The sequence below is a fragment of the Cellulosimicrobium sp. NPDC057127 genome, assembly GCF_042670945.1.
Lineage (GTDB): Bacteria > Actinomycetota > Actinomycetes > Actinomycetales > Cellulomonadaceae > Cellulosimicrobium.
The window spans coordinates 248,542-265,728 of the sequence record NZ_JBHUUP010000001.1 but is presented as its reverse complement, the minus strand read 5'-3'; the positions used below and the strand labels follow the sequence as shown (position 1 = coordinate 265,728).

Below are 17,187 nucleotides of genomic sequence, written 5' to 3'. Positions count from 1 at the left end.
CCCTCGCGCACCAGAGTCGATGCGCACCGGAGGTCAGCGTGCCAGAGAACGAGCCCACCACCGCCCGTGCCGGGCTGGAGAACCTCCTCCACGAGACCCGGAGCTTCCCCCCGAGCACCGCGTTCGCGGCGCAGGCGAACGCCGGGCCGGAGCTCTACGAGGAGGCGAGGGCCGACCGGCTCGCGTTCTGGGCGGAGCAGGCCACGGAGCTCGTCAGCTGGCACACCTCCTTCACCGAGACGCTCGACTGGTCGCAGGCGCCTGTGGCGCGCTGGTTCGCCGACGGCACGCTGAACGCCGCGTACAACGCGGTCGACCGCCACGTCGAGGCGGGCCTCGGCGACCGCGTCGCCATCCACTTCGAGGGCGAGCCGGGCGACACGCGCACGGTGACGTACGCCGAGCTGCAGCGCGAGGTCGCGCGCGCCGCGAACGCCCTCGCGGCGCTGGGTGTCTCCACCGGCGACCGGGTCGTGATCTACCTGCCGATGGTCGTCGAGGCGGTCGTCGCGATGCTCGCGTGCGCGCGGATCGGCGCGCCGCACTCCGTCGTGTTCGGCGGTTTCTCCGCCGACGCGCTGCGCAGCCGCATCGCCGACGCCGAGGCGACACTCGTCATCACGGCCGACGGCGGCTACCGGCGCGGCGCCCCGTCCGCGCTCAAGCCCGCGGTCGACGACGCGCTCGCCCCCAAGGAGGGCGCGGCGCCCACGACCGTGCAGCACGTCCTCGTCGTGCGCCGCACCGGGCAGGACACCGCGTGGACGGAGGGCCGCGACGTGTGGTGGCACGACGCGCTCGCCGCCGCCGACACGCAGCACGACCCGGTGTGGGTCGAGGCCGAGCACCCGCTGTTCATCCTCTACACCTCGGGCACGACGGGGAAGCCGAAGGGCATCCTGCACACGACCGGCGGGTACCTCACGCAGGCCGCGTACACGCACCGCACCGTGTTCGACCTCAAGCCCGAGACGGACGTCTACTGGTGCACCGCCGACGTCGGCTGGGTCACCGGCCACACGTACGTCGTCTACGGGCCGCTGCTCAACGGCGCGACGCAGGTGCTGTACGAGGGCACGCCCGACACCCCGCACCAGGGCCGCTGGTGGGAGATCGTCGAGAAGTACGGCGTCTCGATCCTCTACACCGCGCCCACGGCGATCCGCGCGTGCATGAAGTGGGGCGACGAGATCCCGGCGCGGTACGACCTGTCGAGCCTGCGCGTCCTCGGCTCGGTCGGCGAGCCCATCAACCCCGAGGCGTGGATGTGGTACCGCCGCGTGATCGGCGGCGACCGCGCGCCCATCGTCGACACGTGGTGGCAGACGGAGACGGGCGCGATCATGATCTCCCCGCTGCCCGGTGTCACGGCGGCCAAGCCCGGCTCCGCCCAGGTGCCGCTGCCCGGGGTCGTGGCGACCGTCGTCGACGACGAGGCGCACGAGGTGCCCGACGGCGGGGGCGGCTACCTCGTGGTCCCGGAGCCCTGGCCGTCGATGCTGCGCGGCATCTGGGGCGACCTGGAGCGCTTCCAGGACACCTACTGGTCCCGCTTCCCGGGGATCTACTTCGCGGGCGACGGCGCCAAGAAGGACGAGGACGGCGACATCTGGCTCCTCGGTCGCGTCGACGACGTCATGAACGTCTCCGGCCACCGCCTGTCGACGACCGAGATCGAGTCCGCGCTCGTCTCGAACGCGATCGTGGCCGAGGCCGCCGTCGTCGGTGCGACGGACGAGATGACCGGGCAGGCCGTCGTCGCGTTCGTCATCCTGCGCGGCGAGCACGCGGCGCGGGGCGCCGACGCCGAGGGCGCGGCCGCCGTGCAGAAGGAGCTGCGCGACCACGTGGCGCGGGAGATCGGCCCGATCGCCAAGCCGAAGCGCATCCTCGTGGTGCCGGAGCTGCCCAAGACGCGCTCGGGCAAGATCATGCGCCGGCTGCTGCGCGACGTCGCCGAGGACCGCGCCGTCGGCGACGCCACGACGCTCGCCGACTCCTCGGTGATGGAGCTCATCGCCGCGGGCCTGCACACCCCGGCGGCCGCGTCCCAGGACTGACCGCCCGGCGTCGGGGAAACGGTACCGTCGAGGCGTGACCGCTCCCCCGACCGACCGCGCGCTGCTCCTGGAGCAGCTCGACCTGCGGGCCGACTGCGCACGGTGCACGGGCCTGTGCTGCGTGGCGCTCACGCTGACCCGGTCGGCGGACTTCGCGATCGACAAGCCCTCCGGCACACCCTGCCCCCACCTGGAGCAGAGCTTCGGCTGCGACATCCACGCGCGCCTGCGCACGTCCGGCTTCCCCGGCTGCACGGCCTACGACTGCCTCGGCGCAGGGCAGCGCGTGACGGCGGCGGTGCGGTCGACGCACGAGGGCGCGACGTGGCGGGACGACGCCGCGGCGGCCCGCGACGCGTTCGCGGCGCTCCCGGCCGTCACGCAGCTGCACGAGCTGCTGTGGTACCTCTCCGAGGTGCTCGCGCACCCGGACGCGGCGCCCGTGCACGACGACGCCCGGCAGGCCCTCGCGGACACGTCCGCCCTGACGGGGCTCGCCCCCGCGGAGCTGCTCGCGCTCGACGTCGGTCCCGTGCGCCGGCGGGTGGGCCCCGTCGTCGACCGGGCGAGCGAGGCGGTCCGCGCCGCGGCGCCCCGCGGCCGCGGCACGCCTGCGCCCGCGCTGGGCCGCCGGCTGCACCCGGGCGCGGACCTCGTGGGTGCGTCGCTGTCCGGTCTCGACCTCACCGGGACGGACCTGCGCGGAGCGCTGCTCCTCGGCGCGGACCTGCGCGGCACCGTGCTCGACCGCGCCGACCTCCTGGGCGCCGACCTGCGCGGTGCGGACGTGCGCGGCGCCGACCTGTCGCGGGCGCTGTTCCTGCTGCCCCCTCAGGTCGGCGGTGCGCACGGCGACACCGCGACGCGGCTCCCCGCGGCGCTCGGACGCCCGTCGTCCTGGTCCTGACCCCTCAGCGGACGGCGGGCTCCGGCCGGCGTCCGCGCGCCGGGCGCAGCGCGACCGGCGAGCCGACGACGAGGCACAGGACGAGCAGGCCCGCGGCACCCCACGCCAGGCCGGAGTACGACGACACGGTGATGACGAGGCCCGCGACGACGCCGCCCAGCGCCCCGCCGAGGTTCATCGCGAGGTCCGACACGCCCTGCACGGCCGTGCGCGCACCGTCCGGCGTCGCGTCGACCAGCAGCGCCGACCCGGCGACGAGCCCGCACGACCAGCCCACGCCGAGGAGCACGAGCCCCACGGTGAGCCGCCCGGCGTCGTCGCTGGGAGCGCCCGCGACGACGACCGCCGCCGCGAGCAGCACGACCCCGCCGACCACGAGGACGCGCGCGTGCCCGAGCCGGTCCGCGAGCCAGCCGATCACCGGGCTCAGCGCGTACATCCCCGCGATGTGGGCGCTGATCACGAGCCCGACCACCTGGAGCGTCGCGCCGCCGTGGTTCATGTGCACCGGCGTCATGGTCATGAGCCCCACCATGACGAGGTGGCTCAGCACGACGGCCGCGAGCGCGAGGCGCGCGGTCGCCGAGGAGCGCACGACCTCCCACCCGCGGCGGACGCCGCCCGGCGGCGCGGTCGCCGCCGCACCGAGCGCGGCGCCGGGTGCGTCGCCCGAGGCTTCACCGGGCGCGTCACCGAGCACGTCGCCCGACGGGCGACCGGCGAGCCGCGCGGCCACGTGCAGCGGGTCGGGGCGCAGCCACACCCAGACGACGACGGCCGCCGCGACGAAGACCACCGTCGCGAGCACGTACGGGGCGGCGGTCGGCCCGGCCTCGGCAGAGGCCCCCGTGCCCCCGCCGTGGTGAGCGGCGTTCCCGGCCAGCCCCGCACCCACGCGGTCGGCGACGCCGCCGAGCGTCGGCCCGAGCACCGAGCCGACCGTCGTCGCCCACACCACGACCGACAGGTCCGTGGCGCGCCGCGACGGCGTCGCGAGGTCGGTGGCGGCGAACCGCGCCGCGAGCCCGGTCGCGCTGCCCGCCCCGAACGCGAGCATCGCCACGACGAGCAGCGGCCACGAACCCCACCACGTCGCGAGCGCGGCGAGCACCGCACCCACGGCGGCGAGCCCGAACCCCGAGGACAGGGAGCGTCGCCGGCCGTGCCGGGCGGCGACGCGGGCGAGCGGCAGGGCGACGATCGCGGCACCCACCACGGCGGCCGTCTGCGTGAACCCGGCGACCGCGTCCGAGCCCGAGAGCTCGGACGCGACGAGGGACGACACCGCGACGCCCGTGGCCACACCGATCCCGGCGAGGACTTGGCTCGCGGCGAGGGTGGCGAGCGTCCGCCGCTGCGCACGGGCGGTCGTCAGGTCGTGCTGCACGTCGGTCACGCCCCCGACGGTAGGCCCGCGTGCTCGCGGTGACCAGGGTCGTGACCGCCGCGCACCGACGGATTCCTGCCGCGTCCGCGGGGTCGGGGCAAGATGGACCGGTGGAGACCGCGATCCTCTGGCACACCGGGCCGCTCATCGACGACGACGAGGTGGCCCAGGTGCACGCCCTCGCGGCGGACGCCGAGCGCACCGACGGCGCGGCGCCGCTGTCCGAGCAGCCCTTGCTGAACCTGCGGACGCACAGCGACGACGTCGTGCACCTGCTCACCTGGCGGTCCGGCGAGCTCGCGGGGTACGCCCAGGTCGACCGGCGGGGCGACGTCGCGAGCGCCGAGCTCGTCGTGCGCCCCGCGCACCGGCGGCACGGTCTCGGCTTCCACCTGCTCGCGAGCGCGGGCGACCGCGCGGCCGCGGGCTCCGCCGGCCCGGACGAGGGCGAGGAGGACGGCACGTCGCCCGCCGCCGGCAGTGCCGCCGCCAGCAGTGCCACCGCCGGCAGTGCCACCGCCGGTTCGGGCCGGCCGCCCCTGCGCGTGTGGGCGCACGGCGACCTGCCGGCGGCCCGTGCGCTCGCGGCGCGGTCCGGCTACGTGCCCGTGCGCGAGCTGCTCGTGCTCGAGCGTCCGTTGGGGGGTGCGGCGCAGCACCCGCTGCCCGTGGTCCCCGCGGGACTGCGGCTGCGCGCGTTCGTGCCGGGGCAGGACGACGAGGCGTGGGTCCGGGCGAACGCGCTCGCGTTCGCGAGCCACCCGGAGCAGGGCCGGATCACCGTCGCGGACCTGCACGACCGGGTGCGCGAGGACTGGTTCGACCCCGCGGGGCTGCTGCTGCTCGAGCGGGACGGGTCCGGCGAGCTGGTCGGGTTCGTGTGGACGAAGATCCCCGTCGGGCAGGACGACGGCGCCCGCGAGGGCGAGATCTACGTCGTCGGCGTGGTCCCGGACGCCCAGGGCGAGGGGCTCGGCGGGCTGCTGACCGGCGTCGGCCTCGCCCACCTGGCGGGCGCGGGCGTGACCACCGCCGTCCTCTACGTCGACGGCGACAACGCGCCCGCGGTGCGCACGTACGAGCGCGCGGGGTTCACCCGGCGCGAGGTCCACGTGCAGTACGCGCCCGAGTGAGACCCGTCACGCGCCGTTCATCCGGCGATGACACGATAGGCGCATGAGCACGACTGCCGAGAAGAGCGGACGCACCCGGGACTCCAAGGGTCGCTTCGTGCCCGGGGACGAGGACGCGAGCGCGGTGGCCCGTCCCGGGCTCGACCCGTCGCTCGCGGCGCACATCGCCGAGCACATCGCCGAGGACCCGGAGCTCGACGGCACCGCGTTCGTCACCGACGGGGCACCGCTGCCCGACGACCGCTTCGCCGACCGCGAGCTGAGCTGGCTCGCGTTCAACGAGCGGGTCCTCGAGCTCGCGGAGGACCCGCGCCAGCCGCTGCTCGAGCGCGTGCGGTTCCTCGCGATCTTCGCGTCCAACCTCGACGAGTTCTTCATGGTGCGCGTCGCCGGCCTCAAGCGCCGCATGGCGACGGGTATCGCGGTGACCGCCGCGTCGGGCCTGTCCCCCCGGCAGGTGCTCGACGCCATCAGCGAGCGCGCGCACGAGCTCATGGCCCGCCACGCCAAGGTGTTCGCGGGCGACGTGCAGCCCGCGCTCACCGCCGAGGGCATCACCCTCGTCCACTGGGACGAGCTCGAGACGCGCGAGCAGGAGCGGCTGCACAAGTACTTCCGCAAGCAGATCTTCCCCGTCCTCACGCCGCTCGCCGTCGACCCGGCGCACCCGTTCCCCTACATCTCCGGGCTCTCGCTCAACCTCGCGGTCGTCGTGGCCAACCCGGCGACGGGCAAGGAGCACTTCGCGCGCGTGAAGGTGCCGCCGCTGCTGCCGCGGTTCATCGCGGTCGACGCCCGCGGCCGCCCGTCGGCACCCACCTCCCAGACGGCGGCGACCGACCGCGGCCCGACGTCGTTCGTGCCCATCGAGGAGGTCATCGCCCAGCACCTGGACCACCTCTTCCCCGGCATGGAGGTGCGCGAGCACCACACGTTCCGGGTCACGCGCAACGAGGACGTGGAGGTCGAGGAGGACGACGCCGAGAACCTCCTGCAGGCGATGGAGAAGGAGCTGCTGCGTCGCCGGTTCGGGCCGCCCGTGCGGCTCGAGCTCACCCACGGCATCAGCCCGCGCATCCGCGCGCTGCTCGTGCGCGAGCTCGACGTCGTCGAGGAGGAGGTCTACGAGCTGCCCGAGCCGCTCGACCTGACGGGCCTGAACCTCATGGCCGACCTCGACCGGTCGGACCTGCACTACCCACCGTTCGTCCCGACGACGCACCGCTTCCTGGCGGAGGTGGAGAGCTCGTCCCCGACGGACGTGTTCGCCGCGATCCGCGAGCGCGACGTCCTCCTGCACCACCCCTACGACTCGTTCTCGACGTCGGTCCAGACGTTCCTCGAGCAGGCGGCGGCCGACCTGAAGGTCCTCGCGATCAAGCAGACGCTGTACCGCACCTCGGGCGACTCCCCCATCGTCGACGCCCTCATCGACGCCGCCGAGGCCGGCAAGCAGGTCCTCGCGCTCGTGGAGATCAAGGCCCGCTTCGACGAGCAGGCGAACATCTCCTGGGCGCGCAAGCTCGAGCAGGCGGGCGTGCACGTCGTGTACGGCATCGTCGGGCTCAAGACGCACTGCAAGCTCTCCCTCGTGGTCCGCCAGGAGTCCGACGGCCTGCGCCGCTACTGCCACGTCGGCACGGGCAACTACCACCCGAAGACGGCGCGCCTGTACACCGACCACGGTCTGCTCACGTGCGACCCCGACGTCGGGCAGGACCTCACGCGCCTGTTCAACCAGCTGTCCGGCTACGCACCGCAGTCGCGGTTCCACCGGCTGCTCGTCGCGCCCCGCACGGTGCGCTCCGGCCTGGTCGAGCGCATCGAGCGCGAGGTCGCCGCGGCGTCCGAGGGGCGCGAGGCGTGGGTCAAGCTCAAGGTGAACTCCGTGGTCGACGAGACGACGATCGACGCCCTCTACCGCGCGTCGCAGGCAGGCGTGAAGGTCGACATCGTCGTGCGCGGGATCTGCGCGGTGCGCCCCGGTGTCCCCGGCCTGTCGGAGAACGTCCGCGTGCGCTCGATCCTCGGTCGCTTCCTCGAGCACTCGCGCATCTACGCGTTCGCCAACGCGGACGGTCCCACGATCGGCGAGGGGCCGGAGTCCGGCCCGGAGGTCTTCATCGGCTCGGCGGACCTCATGCACCGCAACCTCGACCGGCGCGTCGAGGCCCTCGTCCGCATCTCCGAGCCCGACCAGGTCCGCGAGCTCATCGACCTCGTCGACACCTCCATGGCGGATGGGACGGCGTCGTGGCGCCTGCGCCCGGACGGGACGTGGGAGCGGCCCGAGACGGGCCCGGACGGGACCCCCCTCGTGGACCTCCAGGCCAGCCTCGTGAACCGGCAGCGCCGCCGCCTCGCCGGGAGGCGGTGACCGGATGGCGGTGCCGTCCTCAGGCCCGGGCAACGGCATCACGCTCGTCCCCGCGCTCGGTCCCACGCACGTGGAGCACACGCCGGTCGTCGAGTCGGCCGGTGCGCTCGTGTGGCGCCTGCACGGCGGCGAGCTGCAGGTGCGGCTCGTGCACCGGCCCCGGTACGACGACTGGTCCTGGCCCAAGGGCAAGCTCGAGCCCGGCGAGACGTTCCAGGCCGCCGCGGCCCGCGAGGTCGCGGAGGAGACGGGCAAGCCGATCGTGCTCGGGGTCCCGCTCCCGGGGCTGCAGTACCTGACGTCCGAGGGACGCGTGAAGCGCGTGCACTACTGGGCGGGACGCCGGGCGTCGCGGTCGCGCGACGCCGGGGCGCTCGCCGCGCGGCCACCGGTCCCGCCGGTCTCGCCGCAGGAGATCGACCAGGCCGAGTGGCTGGCGGTGCCCGACGCCGCCCGTCGCCTCACGCGCGCCGCCGACCGCACGCCCCTGGACGTCCTCGTGCGCGAGCACGAGGAGGGGCGGCTCGCGACGCAGGTGCTGATCATCGCGCGCCACGGCAAGGCGGTCGCGCGCACCGCCTGGCACGGGGCCGAGCAGGAGCGCCCGCTCACCCCGGCCGGGTACGCGCAGGCCATGGCCCTCGTCCCGGTGCTGGCCGCGTACGGCGTCGAGACCGTCGTGACCAGCCGGTGGGACCGCTGCGCGCAGACCATCGCGCCGTACACCCGCGCCACCGGCCTGGAGCCGGTGTGCAGCGACCACCTGTCGGAGGCGCAGCACGAGCGCTCTCCCGCGCGGGTCGCACGGACCGTCCTCGAACTGCTCGAGTCGGACCGCTCGTCGGTGCTGTGCACCCACCGGCCCGTGCTGCCGACGATCCTCGACGTGCTCGGCCAGCACTCGCGCCGCCCCGTCGCGAGCGCGCTGCCGACGCAGGACCCGTACCTCGACCCCGGGGAGATGCTCGTGGCGCACGTCGCGCGCACCGCGAAGGGTCCGCGCGTCGTCGCGGCGGAGAAGGTCGCGCCGCCGCTGCACTGACCTGTCAGCACGACACCGCGCCCCGGCAACGTGTCGTGCTGACCACCGAGTGACACGATCGAGGTGTCAGCGCGACGACGCGTCCGGGTAGCGCGTCGTGCTGACACGTCGCGGATCAGGCCAGCAGGTGGCGGGCGAGGATCGCGACGACACGCCGAGGCTCGACGCGCAGCGCCGAGGCAGGCAGGCGGATCGTCGTCGTGCCGTCCCCCTGCCCGAGCTCGGCGTCGCGGAGCAGGTCGTCGTACCAGCGCGCGACCTCCATGTGCCCGACGCCGTCGACCTCGACCACGAGCCGCCTCCCGCCCGGCAGACGCCACTCGGCGTCGAGGTACCGCGTGCGCCCGCGGGCGTCCTGTCGCCGGGCCTGCCGTCGCGGCTCCGGCAGGCCGTGCGAGCGGCACAGCCGGACGAGGTCGATCTCGCTCAGCGCGTCCGCACCACCCCGGATGTCGGCGATGCCGGCACGCAGCAGGCGGTGGAAGCGCACCTTCCCCACCCGGTCGAGCTGCTCCCCGAGCCGGTCCGGGGTCGTCAGCCGCTGCTGCACGACCGCCGCGAGCAGCCCGACGGCGGTCCTCGCCGACGTCTGCCAGGCGGCGGCGTCGATCGCGCACCGCTCGACACGGTGCACCGGCAGCGCGTCGAGCCGCACGATGTCCTCGGGTGCCGGACGACGCGACTCGTGCACGACGAGCCCCGCCCTGCGGACGGTGCGCGCCCCGCGCCGCACGACGACGTGGACCCCGGGACGCGGCCAGCCGGTCAGACCGTGCAGCGCGAGGGCCGTCCACGAGCCGATCGCCACCGGCTCGGGGGCGCCCAGCACCGCGATCCACAGCTCGCTCCGCGCCGTCGGCGGTCCGTTGTGCAGCAGCACCACGTCGCTCGACACCTGCGTCCAGCGTCTCGCCCGCAGCTGCGTCGCGACGTGACCCGGGGTGATGCCGAGGGCCCGCAGCTGGGCGCGTGTCGCGACGAAGGCCTGCTCGGCGCGGAGCCTCGCGAAGCCGGGGACGCGGTGGACCTCTCGAGAACCTGTCACGCGGGCGAGGGTGCTCGACGCGGCGCGGCGGCGTCGGGCGGCGGCGCCCGGCTGTGGACGACGGCTGCGCTGGCCGGGGCTGGGCACGGCCTCGCGCCGCGACCTGTCAGCGTGCTGGACCGCTCGGGCGGTCCACGGTGCTGACGCGTCGACGGGGCCCCGCGCGTGTCAGCACCATACGCCGCCAGAGCGGGCCATGGTGCTGACACGTCGCGTCAGACGAGCAGCGGGCCGAGGATCCAGTACATGACCGCGGCGACGAGAGCCGCCATGGGGATCGTCAGCACCCAGGCCGCGCCGATGTTCTTCGCGACGCCCCAGCGCACGGCGGACAGGCGCTTCGTCGCGCCGACGCCCATGATCGCCGAGGTGATCGTGTGCGTCGTCGAGACGGGTGCGTGGAAGATGAACGCGTTGGTGTAGAGCACGAGCGCGGCCACCGACTCGGCGACGAAGCCGCGCGCCGGGTCGAGCTCGATGATCCTGCGGCCCAGCGTGCGCATGATCCGCCACCCGCCGGCGTAGGTGCCGAGCGAGATCGCTGCGGCGGCGGACAGCTTGACCCACAGCGGGATCGTGTTGTCGTCCTGGTAGCCGCCCGCGACGAGCGCGAGGACGATGACGCCCATGGTCTTCTGCGCGTCCTGCAGCCCGTGGCCGAGCGCCATCGCGGCGGCCGAGGCGGTCTGCGCGATGCGGAACCGGCGGAACGCGCGCGTCGGCAGGGCGTTCCGGAACAGCCACAGCACGCCGACCATGAGGAGGAACGCGAGGCCGAACCCGATGAGCGGCGAGAACACCATCGGCAGCACGACCTTGTCCAGGATCGCCTCCCAGTGCACGGTGATGCCCGACGCGATGCCGACACCCGCGAGCCCGCCGATGATCGCGTGCGTCGACGACGACGGCAGCCCGAGCCACCACGTGATGAGGTTCCACGTGATCGCGCCGACGAGCCCGCACAGCACGATGACGAGCCCCTGGTGCGGTGGCACGTCGGCGACGGCGACGATGTCCTCCGCGATCGTCTGCGCGACCTCCGTGCCGAGCAGCGCGCCGACGAAGTTGAACACCGCCGCCATGATGAGCGCGGCGCGCGGCGTCAGCGCCCGGGTGGACACCGACGTCGCGATCGCGTTGGCGGCGTCGTGGAAGCCGTTGGTGTAGTCGAACGCCAGGGCGAACGCCACCACCACGACGACGAGGACGACCTCGGAACCCACGGCGCTCAGGACTCCTTGAGCGCGATGGTCTCGACCGTGTTGGCGACCTTCTCGAAGGCGTCGGCGGCCTCCTCCAGCACCTCGACGATCTCCTTGAGCTTCATGAGCAGGATGGGGTCGGACACGTCGTCGAACAGCTCGGCGAGGAGCTTGCGGTGGAGCTTGTCGGCCTGGTTCTCGAGGCGGTTGACCTCGACCCAGTACTCGGCGAGGTCGCTCATGGAGCGCAGCCGCGGCATCGCGTCGGCCGTCAGCTCGGACGCCCGCTGGAGCACCTGGACCTGCTCGGACACGCGGGCCGGCAGCTCCTCGACCTTGTACAGGACGATGAGGTCGGCCGCCTCCTCCATGTAGTCCATGCAGTCGTCGAGCGCGGACGCGAGCGCGTAGATGTCGTCGCGGTCGAACGGCGTGACGAACGTCTGGTTCAGGCGACGCATGATCGTGTGCGTCGCGTCGTCCGCGAGGTGCTCGGTGTCGCTGAGCCGCTTCGCGAGCTCCTTGCGCGTCGGGCGGTCGGCGCCGAGCAGCTCCGCGAGGAGCGTGGATCCTGTGACGAGGTGCTGGGCCGAGGCGGCGAGGAGGTCGAAGAACGAGGTGTCGCGCGGGGTCAGGCGCAGGCGCACAGGAGGCTCCGGTAGTACGGCGGGGTGGGGGTCGTCGCGAGTCGCGGGGCGATTCGGTCTCGGTCGGTTCCGCTGCGGTGAGTCGAGGGTCTGTCGGTGAGGGCCGGGTGAACGCCGGCCGAACTCCCGTCAAATGTAGCGGACGCCGGGCGTGCACCCGCACTCGCCCTCGCACCACCCTCGCACGCGGCCGGGCGGGCGCGCACGGACGCCGGCGAGAGGCCGTGCCGTCGTGGACCGCGGTCGTGCCGCGGGAGAGATCGCCCGTCGCCGCCCGCCTCGTCGCGGGCCGCGCGGGCCACGGAGCGACGCCGGACCGGGAGCGCCTCTCGGCGCGTGGCCGCTCGTAGCGGCTGAGTGTGGAGCCCGGGGCTACCGCGGTCCGGCGTCTCGCCCATCGTACGTGCCGACCCCGGCCACGGGAACCGGGAGGGTGCCGTGTTCGCGCTCCGCGAGACGGCCCCCGCCCGGGGTGCGAGGGCGGCGGGCGGGTGCGACCGTCCGCCGTCGGCGGGGCCGGGCACCGGGCGGGACTGCGCGCGTCAGTCGAGCCGGTCCGCGCGCCAGAGCGTGGCGGCGTGCTCGAGGTCCTGCGCGGTGCGCTGCAGCGAGGACGCGCCGCGGGTCATGCGCAGCGCGCCGTCCGGGTCGGCGGGCTCCCGGGCGTCCGCGTCGAACGCGGCACCGGTCGCGAGGATGCGGCAGAACGACGCGGCGCGCTCCAGCGCGACGGCGAGGTCGCCCGAGAACACGCCCGAGAGCACGGCGTCCGCGAGCTCGCGCAGGTCCTGCGGCTCGGGCGGCCGCGGCACCCCGGCGATCGCCTCGTGCACGGGTGCCGCGTCGACGCCGAGGCGGTAGCGCAGCGCGACCGTCTGCGGGTCGCGCCGCACCCACTCGCGCAGCACGTAGAGGCGCCACAGCGCACCCGGGAGGGAGTTCGGCGCGGCGTCGGACCACAGCGACGCGACGACGTCGAGACCCTCCGTCTCGACGAGGTGCACGAGCCGCGCGACCACCTGGGGGTCCTCGGCGTCGCGGGCGCCGTGCACGATCGCGTGCGCGGTGGTGTGGGCGACCTGCTCGCGCAGCGCGGGGTCGAGCTCGCCCGGCAGGTCCTCGGCGTCGCGAGGGTCCAGCATCGCGGGGCGCCGCGGCCGGGCCGTGCGGTCGGACCGTCCAGGGTCGGGGGCGTCGGGGATCTCGTCGGGCACCCGACCAGTCTGCACCCGGCCCACCGGGGCGTCGCGCGCCCGTCCTGCTGTGACGTGCGTCGTTCCCCGCGCCGGGCGAGGAGGTCGGTCCTACAGTGACGAAAGGGGCCCTCGCTGGAGTCCCAGGACGACCGGAGGGACCCATGGCACGCAGCGACATCGCAGGTCAACAGTCGGACGCCGTGCGCAGCGCGCACCGCAAGGCGATCGCGCTCGCGCTCGCCGCCGCCGTCGGAGGCTTCCTCTTCGGCTTCGACAGCTCCGTGATCAACGGTGCGGTCCAGGCGATCGAGGGCGAGTTCGAGCTGAACCCCACGATCACCGGCCTCGTGGTGGCCGTCGCGCTCCTCGGGTGCGCGCTCGGCGCCTGGCTCGGCGGACGGCTCGCCGACCGCCTCGGCCGTACGCGCGTCATGCTGATCGGCGCGGTGCTGTTCTTCGCCTCCGCCATCCTGTCCGCCGCCGCGTTCACGGCCTGGGACCTCGCCGTGTGGCGATTCATGGGCGGCATCGGCATCGGCATCGCGTCCGTCATCGCCCCGGCCTACATCGCCGAGATCGCGCCCGCCCGCCTGCGCGGCCGCCTCGGGTCGCTCCAGCAGCTCGCGATCACGGTCGGCATCTTCGGCGCGCTCCTGTCCGACCAGATCCTGGCAGAGTCCGCCGGCGGTGCGGCGAACGAGCTGTGGTTCGGCTGGGAGGCGTGGCGCTGGATGTTCCTCGTCGAGGCCGTCCCGGCCGTCGCCTACGGCGTGCTCGCGCTGCGGATCCCCGAGTCCCCGCGCTTCCTCGTGGCCAAGGACCAGGACGACGACGCGCGCCAGGTCCTGCAGTCGGTGCTCGGTCCGGAGGAGGACGTCGACGACCGCCTCCGCGAGATCCGCCGGACCATCCGCACCGACGAGGCGCTCGCGGAACAGTCCTCGCTGCGCGGCAGCGCCCTCGGGCTCAAGCCGATCGTCTGGGTCGGCATCCTGCTCTCGGTCTTCCAGCAGTTCGTCGGCATCAACGTGATCTTCTACTACTCGACGACGCTGTGGCAGGCCGTCGGCTTCGACGAGAGCCAGTCGTTCCTCGTGTCCACGATCACGTCGGTGACGAACGTCGCCGTCACCTTCATCGCCATCGCGCTCGTCGACAAGGTGGGCCGCCGGCCGATCCTCCTGGTCGGCTCGGCGGGGATGACCATCTCGCTCGGCATCATGGCGCTGGCGTTCACCCAGGCGTCGGGCAGCGGCGAGGACATCTCGCTCGGCGGCGCGTGGGGGACGACCGCGCTCGTCGCCGCGAACGCGTTCGTCGTGTTCTTCGGGGCTTCGTGGGGCCCACTCGTGTGGGTCCTCCTCGGCGAGATGTTCCCGAACCGGATCCGCGCGGCGGCGCTCGGTGTCGCCGCGATGGCGCAGTGGCTCGCCAACTTCACGATCACCCTGACGTTCCCGCCGTTGCTGGCCGCCTTCGGCGCGTCGATCCCGTACCTCATGTACGCGATCTTCGCGGCGCTGTCGTTCTTCTTCGTCCTCGCGAAGGTCCGCGAGACCAAGGACGTCGAGCTCGAGGACATGGGAGAGGACGCCCACGCACGCCGGTCCGCCTGACCGCGCCTGACGGTCCCGGCCGAACCCGGGGTCACGCACCGACCGTCGTCCCGGTCGGTGCGTGACCCCGGGTTCCGTGCGTTCCAAGCCGACCACGCGGGCTTCGCGCGGAGAGACTCCTTGCCGCACGCAATGGTTGCTAAAAGCAACTGGAAGGCGTACGCTTGCCTGCAGCAACCAAGGAGTGTGACCCGTGCCCAGCACCGCTGTCGTCCCCGACGGCGCTCCCGCCGTCTCCCCGGACCCGAGCCCGACCGCGGCTCTCGTCCGAGCGCTCGACGACCTCGCGCGCGTCCAGCGCGAGACCGCCGGGCGTCTCGCCCGCGAGCTCGACCTGCCGCGCGCGTCGTTCGGCGTGCTGCGCCTGCTCGACCGCTGCGGACCCGTCCCGCTCGGCGACGTCGCGTCGCGGCTGCGTGTCGACCTGTCCGTCGCGAGCCGTCAGGTGAGCCACCTCGTCGACGCGGGCCTCGCCCGCCGCACGGTCGACGACGACGACCGCCGGGCCCGCACCGTCGAGCTCACCGCGGACGGCCGCGCCCTCCTCCGGCGCGCCCACGACCTCATCGAGGCCATGAGCGCCGCGACGTTCGCGGACTGGAGCGCCGACGAGCTCACCGCGGCGACCGCGCACATCGACCGGGTCGCCGCCGCCGTCGCGTCGTCGCACGACCCGGGCGCCGCGTCGGGGCGCACGGCCTCCACCCCTCTCTCCCGCACCGAACCCGTCCTCCGAGGAGCCCCCACCGCATGACCGCCGCCACCACCCAGGCACCACGCGCCTCCGCCGGGGAGGCCACGATGTCCCGCCGCGAGGTCCTGGAGTCGCTCTCCGGGATCCTGCTCGGCATGTTCGTCGCGATCCTCGCCACGTCCGTCGTGTCGAGCTCGCTGCCGAAGATCATCAGCGACCTGGACGGGTCGCAGTCCTCCTACACGTGGGTCGTGACCGCGACGCTCCTCGCGACGACGATCTCGACGCCGATCTGGGGCAAGCTCGCCGACCTGACGAACCGCAAGGTGCTCATCCAGGTCGCGCTGATCATCGCCGTCGTGTCGTCCGCGCTCGCCGGGCTGTCGCAGAACGTCGGCACGCTCATCACGTTCCGCGCCTTCCAGGGCCTCGGCGCCGGCGGCCTCATGGCGCTCGCGACGGTCCTCGTCACCGACATCATCTCCCCACGCGAGCGCGGCAAGTTCATGGGCCTCATGGGCGGCGTGATGGCCGTGAGCCAGATCGGCGGACCGCTCCTCGGCGGCGTGCTGACCGACACCGCGAGCTGGCGCTGGAACTTCTTCGTCGGCCTGCCGTTCGCGATCGCCGCGATCGTCGTCCTCCAGCGCACGCTGCACCTGCCCAGGGCCGCGCGCCGCGTCGTGAAGATCGACTACTGGGGCGCGGGCCTCATCAGCGTCGGCGTCTCGACGCTGCTCCTGTGGGTCACGTTCGCGGGCCAGAACTTCGAGTGGCTGTCGTGGCAGACCTGTCTCATGGTCGGCGGCGCGGTCGCCGCGCTCGTCGCCGCGGTCCTCGTCGAGCGGGTCACCGCCGAGCCGATCATCCCGCTCCGGCTGTTCCGCAACCGCACCTTCGTGCTGGCGGTCGTCGCGAGCGTCGCGGTCGGCCTCGCCCTCTTCGGCACCGCGGTGTTCCTCAGCCAGTACATGCAGGTCGCCCGCGGCAAGACCCCGACGGAGTCGGGCCTCCTCACGGTGCCGATGATCGTGGGGACGTTCGTCGCCTCGACGCTGTTCGGCCAGCTCATCACCCGCTTCGGCCGGTACAAGGCGATCATGGTGACCGGTGCCGCGCTGCTGGCCGCCTCGCTGTTCGCGCTGTCGACGATCGACTACCACACGAGCTTCGTGCTCATCAGCGTCTACCTGTTCTTCCTCGGCACCTCGATGGGCATGCTCATGCAGAACCTCGTGCTCGCGGTGCAGAACACGCTCGCCGTGGAGGAGATGGGCGCGGGCACGTCGACCGTCGCGTTCTTCCGCACGCTCGGCGGCGCGGTCGGCGTCTCGGTGCTCGGCGCGATCCTCGCCTCCAAGGTGACGTCGTCGATCCGGTCGGGGCTGGCCGACCTCGGCGTCCCCGCCGACTCGATGGGCGGCAGCAACGCCGTCCCGGACGTGAACACGCTCCCGGCTCCGGTCAGGGACCTCGTCGAGCGTGCCTACGGCGACGGGATCGCCGACATCTTCCTCGTCGCGGTGCCGCTGGCGCTCGTCGCGCTCGTCGCCGTCGTGCTCCTCAAGGAGGTACCGCTCGGCACCAAGACCGGCCTGCAGGAGCGCCTGGAGCGGGAGGCGGCCGCGGCCGGCGACGCGGCGACCACGCCCGACGGCCGACCCGCCGACGTCCCGCCGGCGGACGACGGCCGCGTCAGCCTCGCCGAGGAGACCGAGGCGACGCTCGCCGACGCGGTCGCGCCGGGCGGTGTCGTCGAGGAGGAGGACGAGCCCAGCGAGGCGACGCGCGTGCGCTGAGCCGACGGCGCCACGCCGCGACGAAGGCCGCGCTGGTCCCGGCCCGAGGGTGACCGGCGCGGCCTCCACGGGCCATGATGGG

At 74.0% G+C, this 17,187-nt stretch carries 13 protein-coding genes; 8 read left to right on the top strand and 5 right to left on the bottom strand.

Features of this window, described 5'->3' with window-relative positions:
• Nucleotides 1–38: 38 nt before the first annotated feature.
• Nucleotides 39–2,060: an acetate--CoA ligase gene (gene acs / locus ACFTZA_RS01185; protein WP_378189852.1), complete on the top strand. Its 2,022-nt coding sequence runs from the start codon at nt 39–41 to the stop codon at nt 2,058–2,060.
• Between the two features lie 34 nt (nt 2,061–2,094).
• Nucleotides 2,095–2,967, top strand: a complete 873-nt coding sequence (locus ACFTZA_RS01180) for a pentapeptide repeat-containing protein (protein WP_378189850.1) — start codon at nt 2,095–2,097, stop codon at nt 2,965–2,967.
• 4 nt (nt 2,968–2,971) lie between these two features.
• On the opposite strand, the gene ACFTZA_RS01175 is transcribed toward ACFTZA_RS01180, so the two are convergent.
• A complete protein-coding gene (locus ACFTZA_RS01175) occupies nt 2,972–4,363 on the bottom strand; it encodes an MFS transporter (RefSeq protein ID WP_378189848.1) in 1,392 nt (463 codons plus the stop codon).
• 101 nt (nt 4,364–4,464) lie between these two features.
• On the opposite strand from ACFTZA_RS01175, the gene mshD reads away from it, so the two are divergent.
• Genes mshD through ACFTZA_RS01160 form a run of 3 tightly spaced genes read left to right on the top strand, consistent with a single transcriptional unit; the run spans nt 4,465 to nt 8,906 of the window.
• Nucleotides 4,465–5,487, top strand: coding sequence for a mycothiol synthase (gene mshD, locus ACFTZA_RS01170; RefSeq protein WP_378189846.1), 1,023 nt, complete (start codon nt 4,465–4,467; stop codon nt 5,485–5,487).
• A 43-nt stretch (nt 5,488–5,530) separates the two neighbouring features.
• The gene (locus ACFTZA_RS01165; protein WP_378189844.1) at nt 5,531–7,864 is read left to right on the top strand and encodes an RNA degradosome polyphosphate kinase; all 2,334 of its coding nucleotides are present in this window, start codon (nt 5,531–5,533) and stop codon (nt 7,862–7,864) included.
• Nucleotides 7,865–7,868: 4 nt separating this feature from the next.
• A complete protein-coding gene (locus tag ACFTZA_RS01160) occupies nt 7,869–8,906 on the top strand; it encodes an NUDIX domain-containing protein (RefSeq protein WP_378189842.1) in 1,038 nt (345 codons plus the stop codon).
• Nucleotides 8,907–9,021: 115 nt separating this feature from the next.
• Here ACFTZA_RS01160 and ACFTZA_RS01155 read toward each other — a convergent pair whose 3' ends face one another.
• From ACFTZA_RS01155 to ACFTZA_RS01140, 4 genes are all read right to left on the bottom strand, one after another.
• Complete coding sequence (locus tag ACFTZA_RS01155) at nt 9,022–9,951, bottom strand: hypothetical protein (RefSeq protein ID WP_378189840.1); 930 nt, start codon at nt 9,949–9,951, stop codon at nt 9,022–9,024.
• A gap of 215 nt (nt 9,952–10,166) precedes the next feature.
• Complete coding sequence (locus ACFTZA_RS01150; RefSeq protein WP_378189837.1) at nt 10,167–11,174, bottom strand: anion permease; 1,008 nt, start codon at nt 11,172–11,174, stop codon at nt 10,167–10,169.
• Nucleotides 11,175–11,179: 5 nt separating this feature from the next.
• Nucleotides 11,180–11,800 (bottom strand): DUF47 domain-containing protein, encoded by a 621-nt coding sequence (locus ACFTZA_RS01145; protein ID WP_378189834.1) that lies wholly within the window; start codon nt 11,798–11,800, stop codon nt 11,180–11,182.
• A gap of 542 nt (nt 11,801–12,342) precedes the next feature.
• Nucleotides 12,343–12,942 (bottom strand): hypothetical protein, encoded by a 600-nt coding sequence (locus ACFTZA_RS01140; protein WP_378190081.1) that lies wholly within the window; start codon nt 12,940–12,942, stop codon nt 12,343–12,345.
• Between the two features lie 215 nt (nt 12,943–13,157).
• Between ACFTZA_RS01140 and ACFTZA_RS01135 the strand changes: the two genes are divergently transcribed.
• The 3 genes from ACFTZA_RS01135 (at nt 13,158) to ACFTZA_RS01125 (ending at nt 17,105) form a co-directional block, all read left to right on the top strand.
• The gene (locus ACFTZA_RS01135) at nt 13,158–14,612 is read left to right on the top strand and encodes a sugar porter family MFS transporter (protein WP_378189832.1); all 1,455 of its coding nucleotides are present in this window, start codon (nt 13,158–13,160) and stop codon (nt 14,610–14,612) included.
• A gap of 193 nt (nt 14,613–14,805) precedes the next feature.
• Nucleotides 14,806–15,366 (top strand): MarR family winged helix-turn-helix transcriptional regulator, encoded by a 561-nt coding sequence (locus tag ACFTZA_RS01130; RefSeq protein WP_378189830.1) that lies wholly within the window; start codon nt 14,806–14,808, stop codon nt 15,364–15,366.
• Entirely contained in the window at nt 15,363–17,105 is a 1,743-nt protein-coding gene (locus tag ACFTZA_RS01125) for an MDR family MFS transporter (protein WP_378189828.1), read from the top strand. The genes ACFTZA_RS01130 and ACFTZA_RS01125 overlap by 4 nt, the downstream gene beginning before the upstream one ends.
• The last annotated feature ends 82 nt before the right edge of the window (nt 17,106–17,187 follow it).

Bases quoted from the DNA above. Each gene is read 5' to 3' on its own strand.
- ACFTZA_RS01165 (WP_378189844.1), top strand. From the start codon at position 5,531: ATGAGCACGACTGCCGAGAAGAGCGGACGCACCCGGGACTCCAAGGGT.
- ACFTZA_RS01160 (WP_378189842.1), top strand. From the start codon at position 7,869: ATGGCGGTGCCGTCCTCAGGCCCGGGCAACGGCATCACGCTCGTCCCC.
- ACFTZA_RS01140 (WP_378190081.1), bottom strand. From the start codon at position 12,942: ATGCTGGACCCTCGCGACGCCGAGGACCTGCCGGGCGAGCTCGACCCC.
- ACFTZA_RS01135 (WP_378189832.1), top strand. From the start codon at position 13,158: ATGGCACGCAGCGACATCGCAGGTCAACAGTCGGACGCCGTGCGCAGC.
- ACFTZA_RS01125 (WP_378189828.1), top strand. From the start codon at position 15,363: ATGACCGCCGCCACCACCCAGGCACCACGCGCCTCCGCCGGGGAGGCC.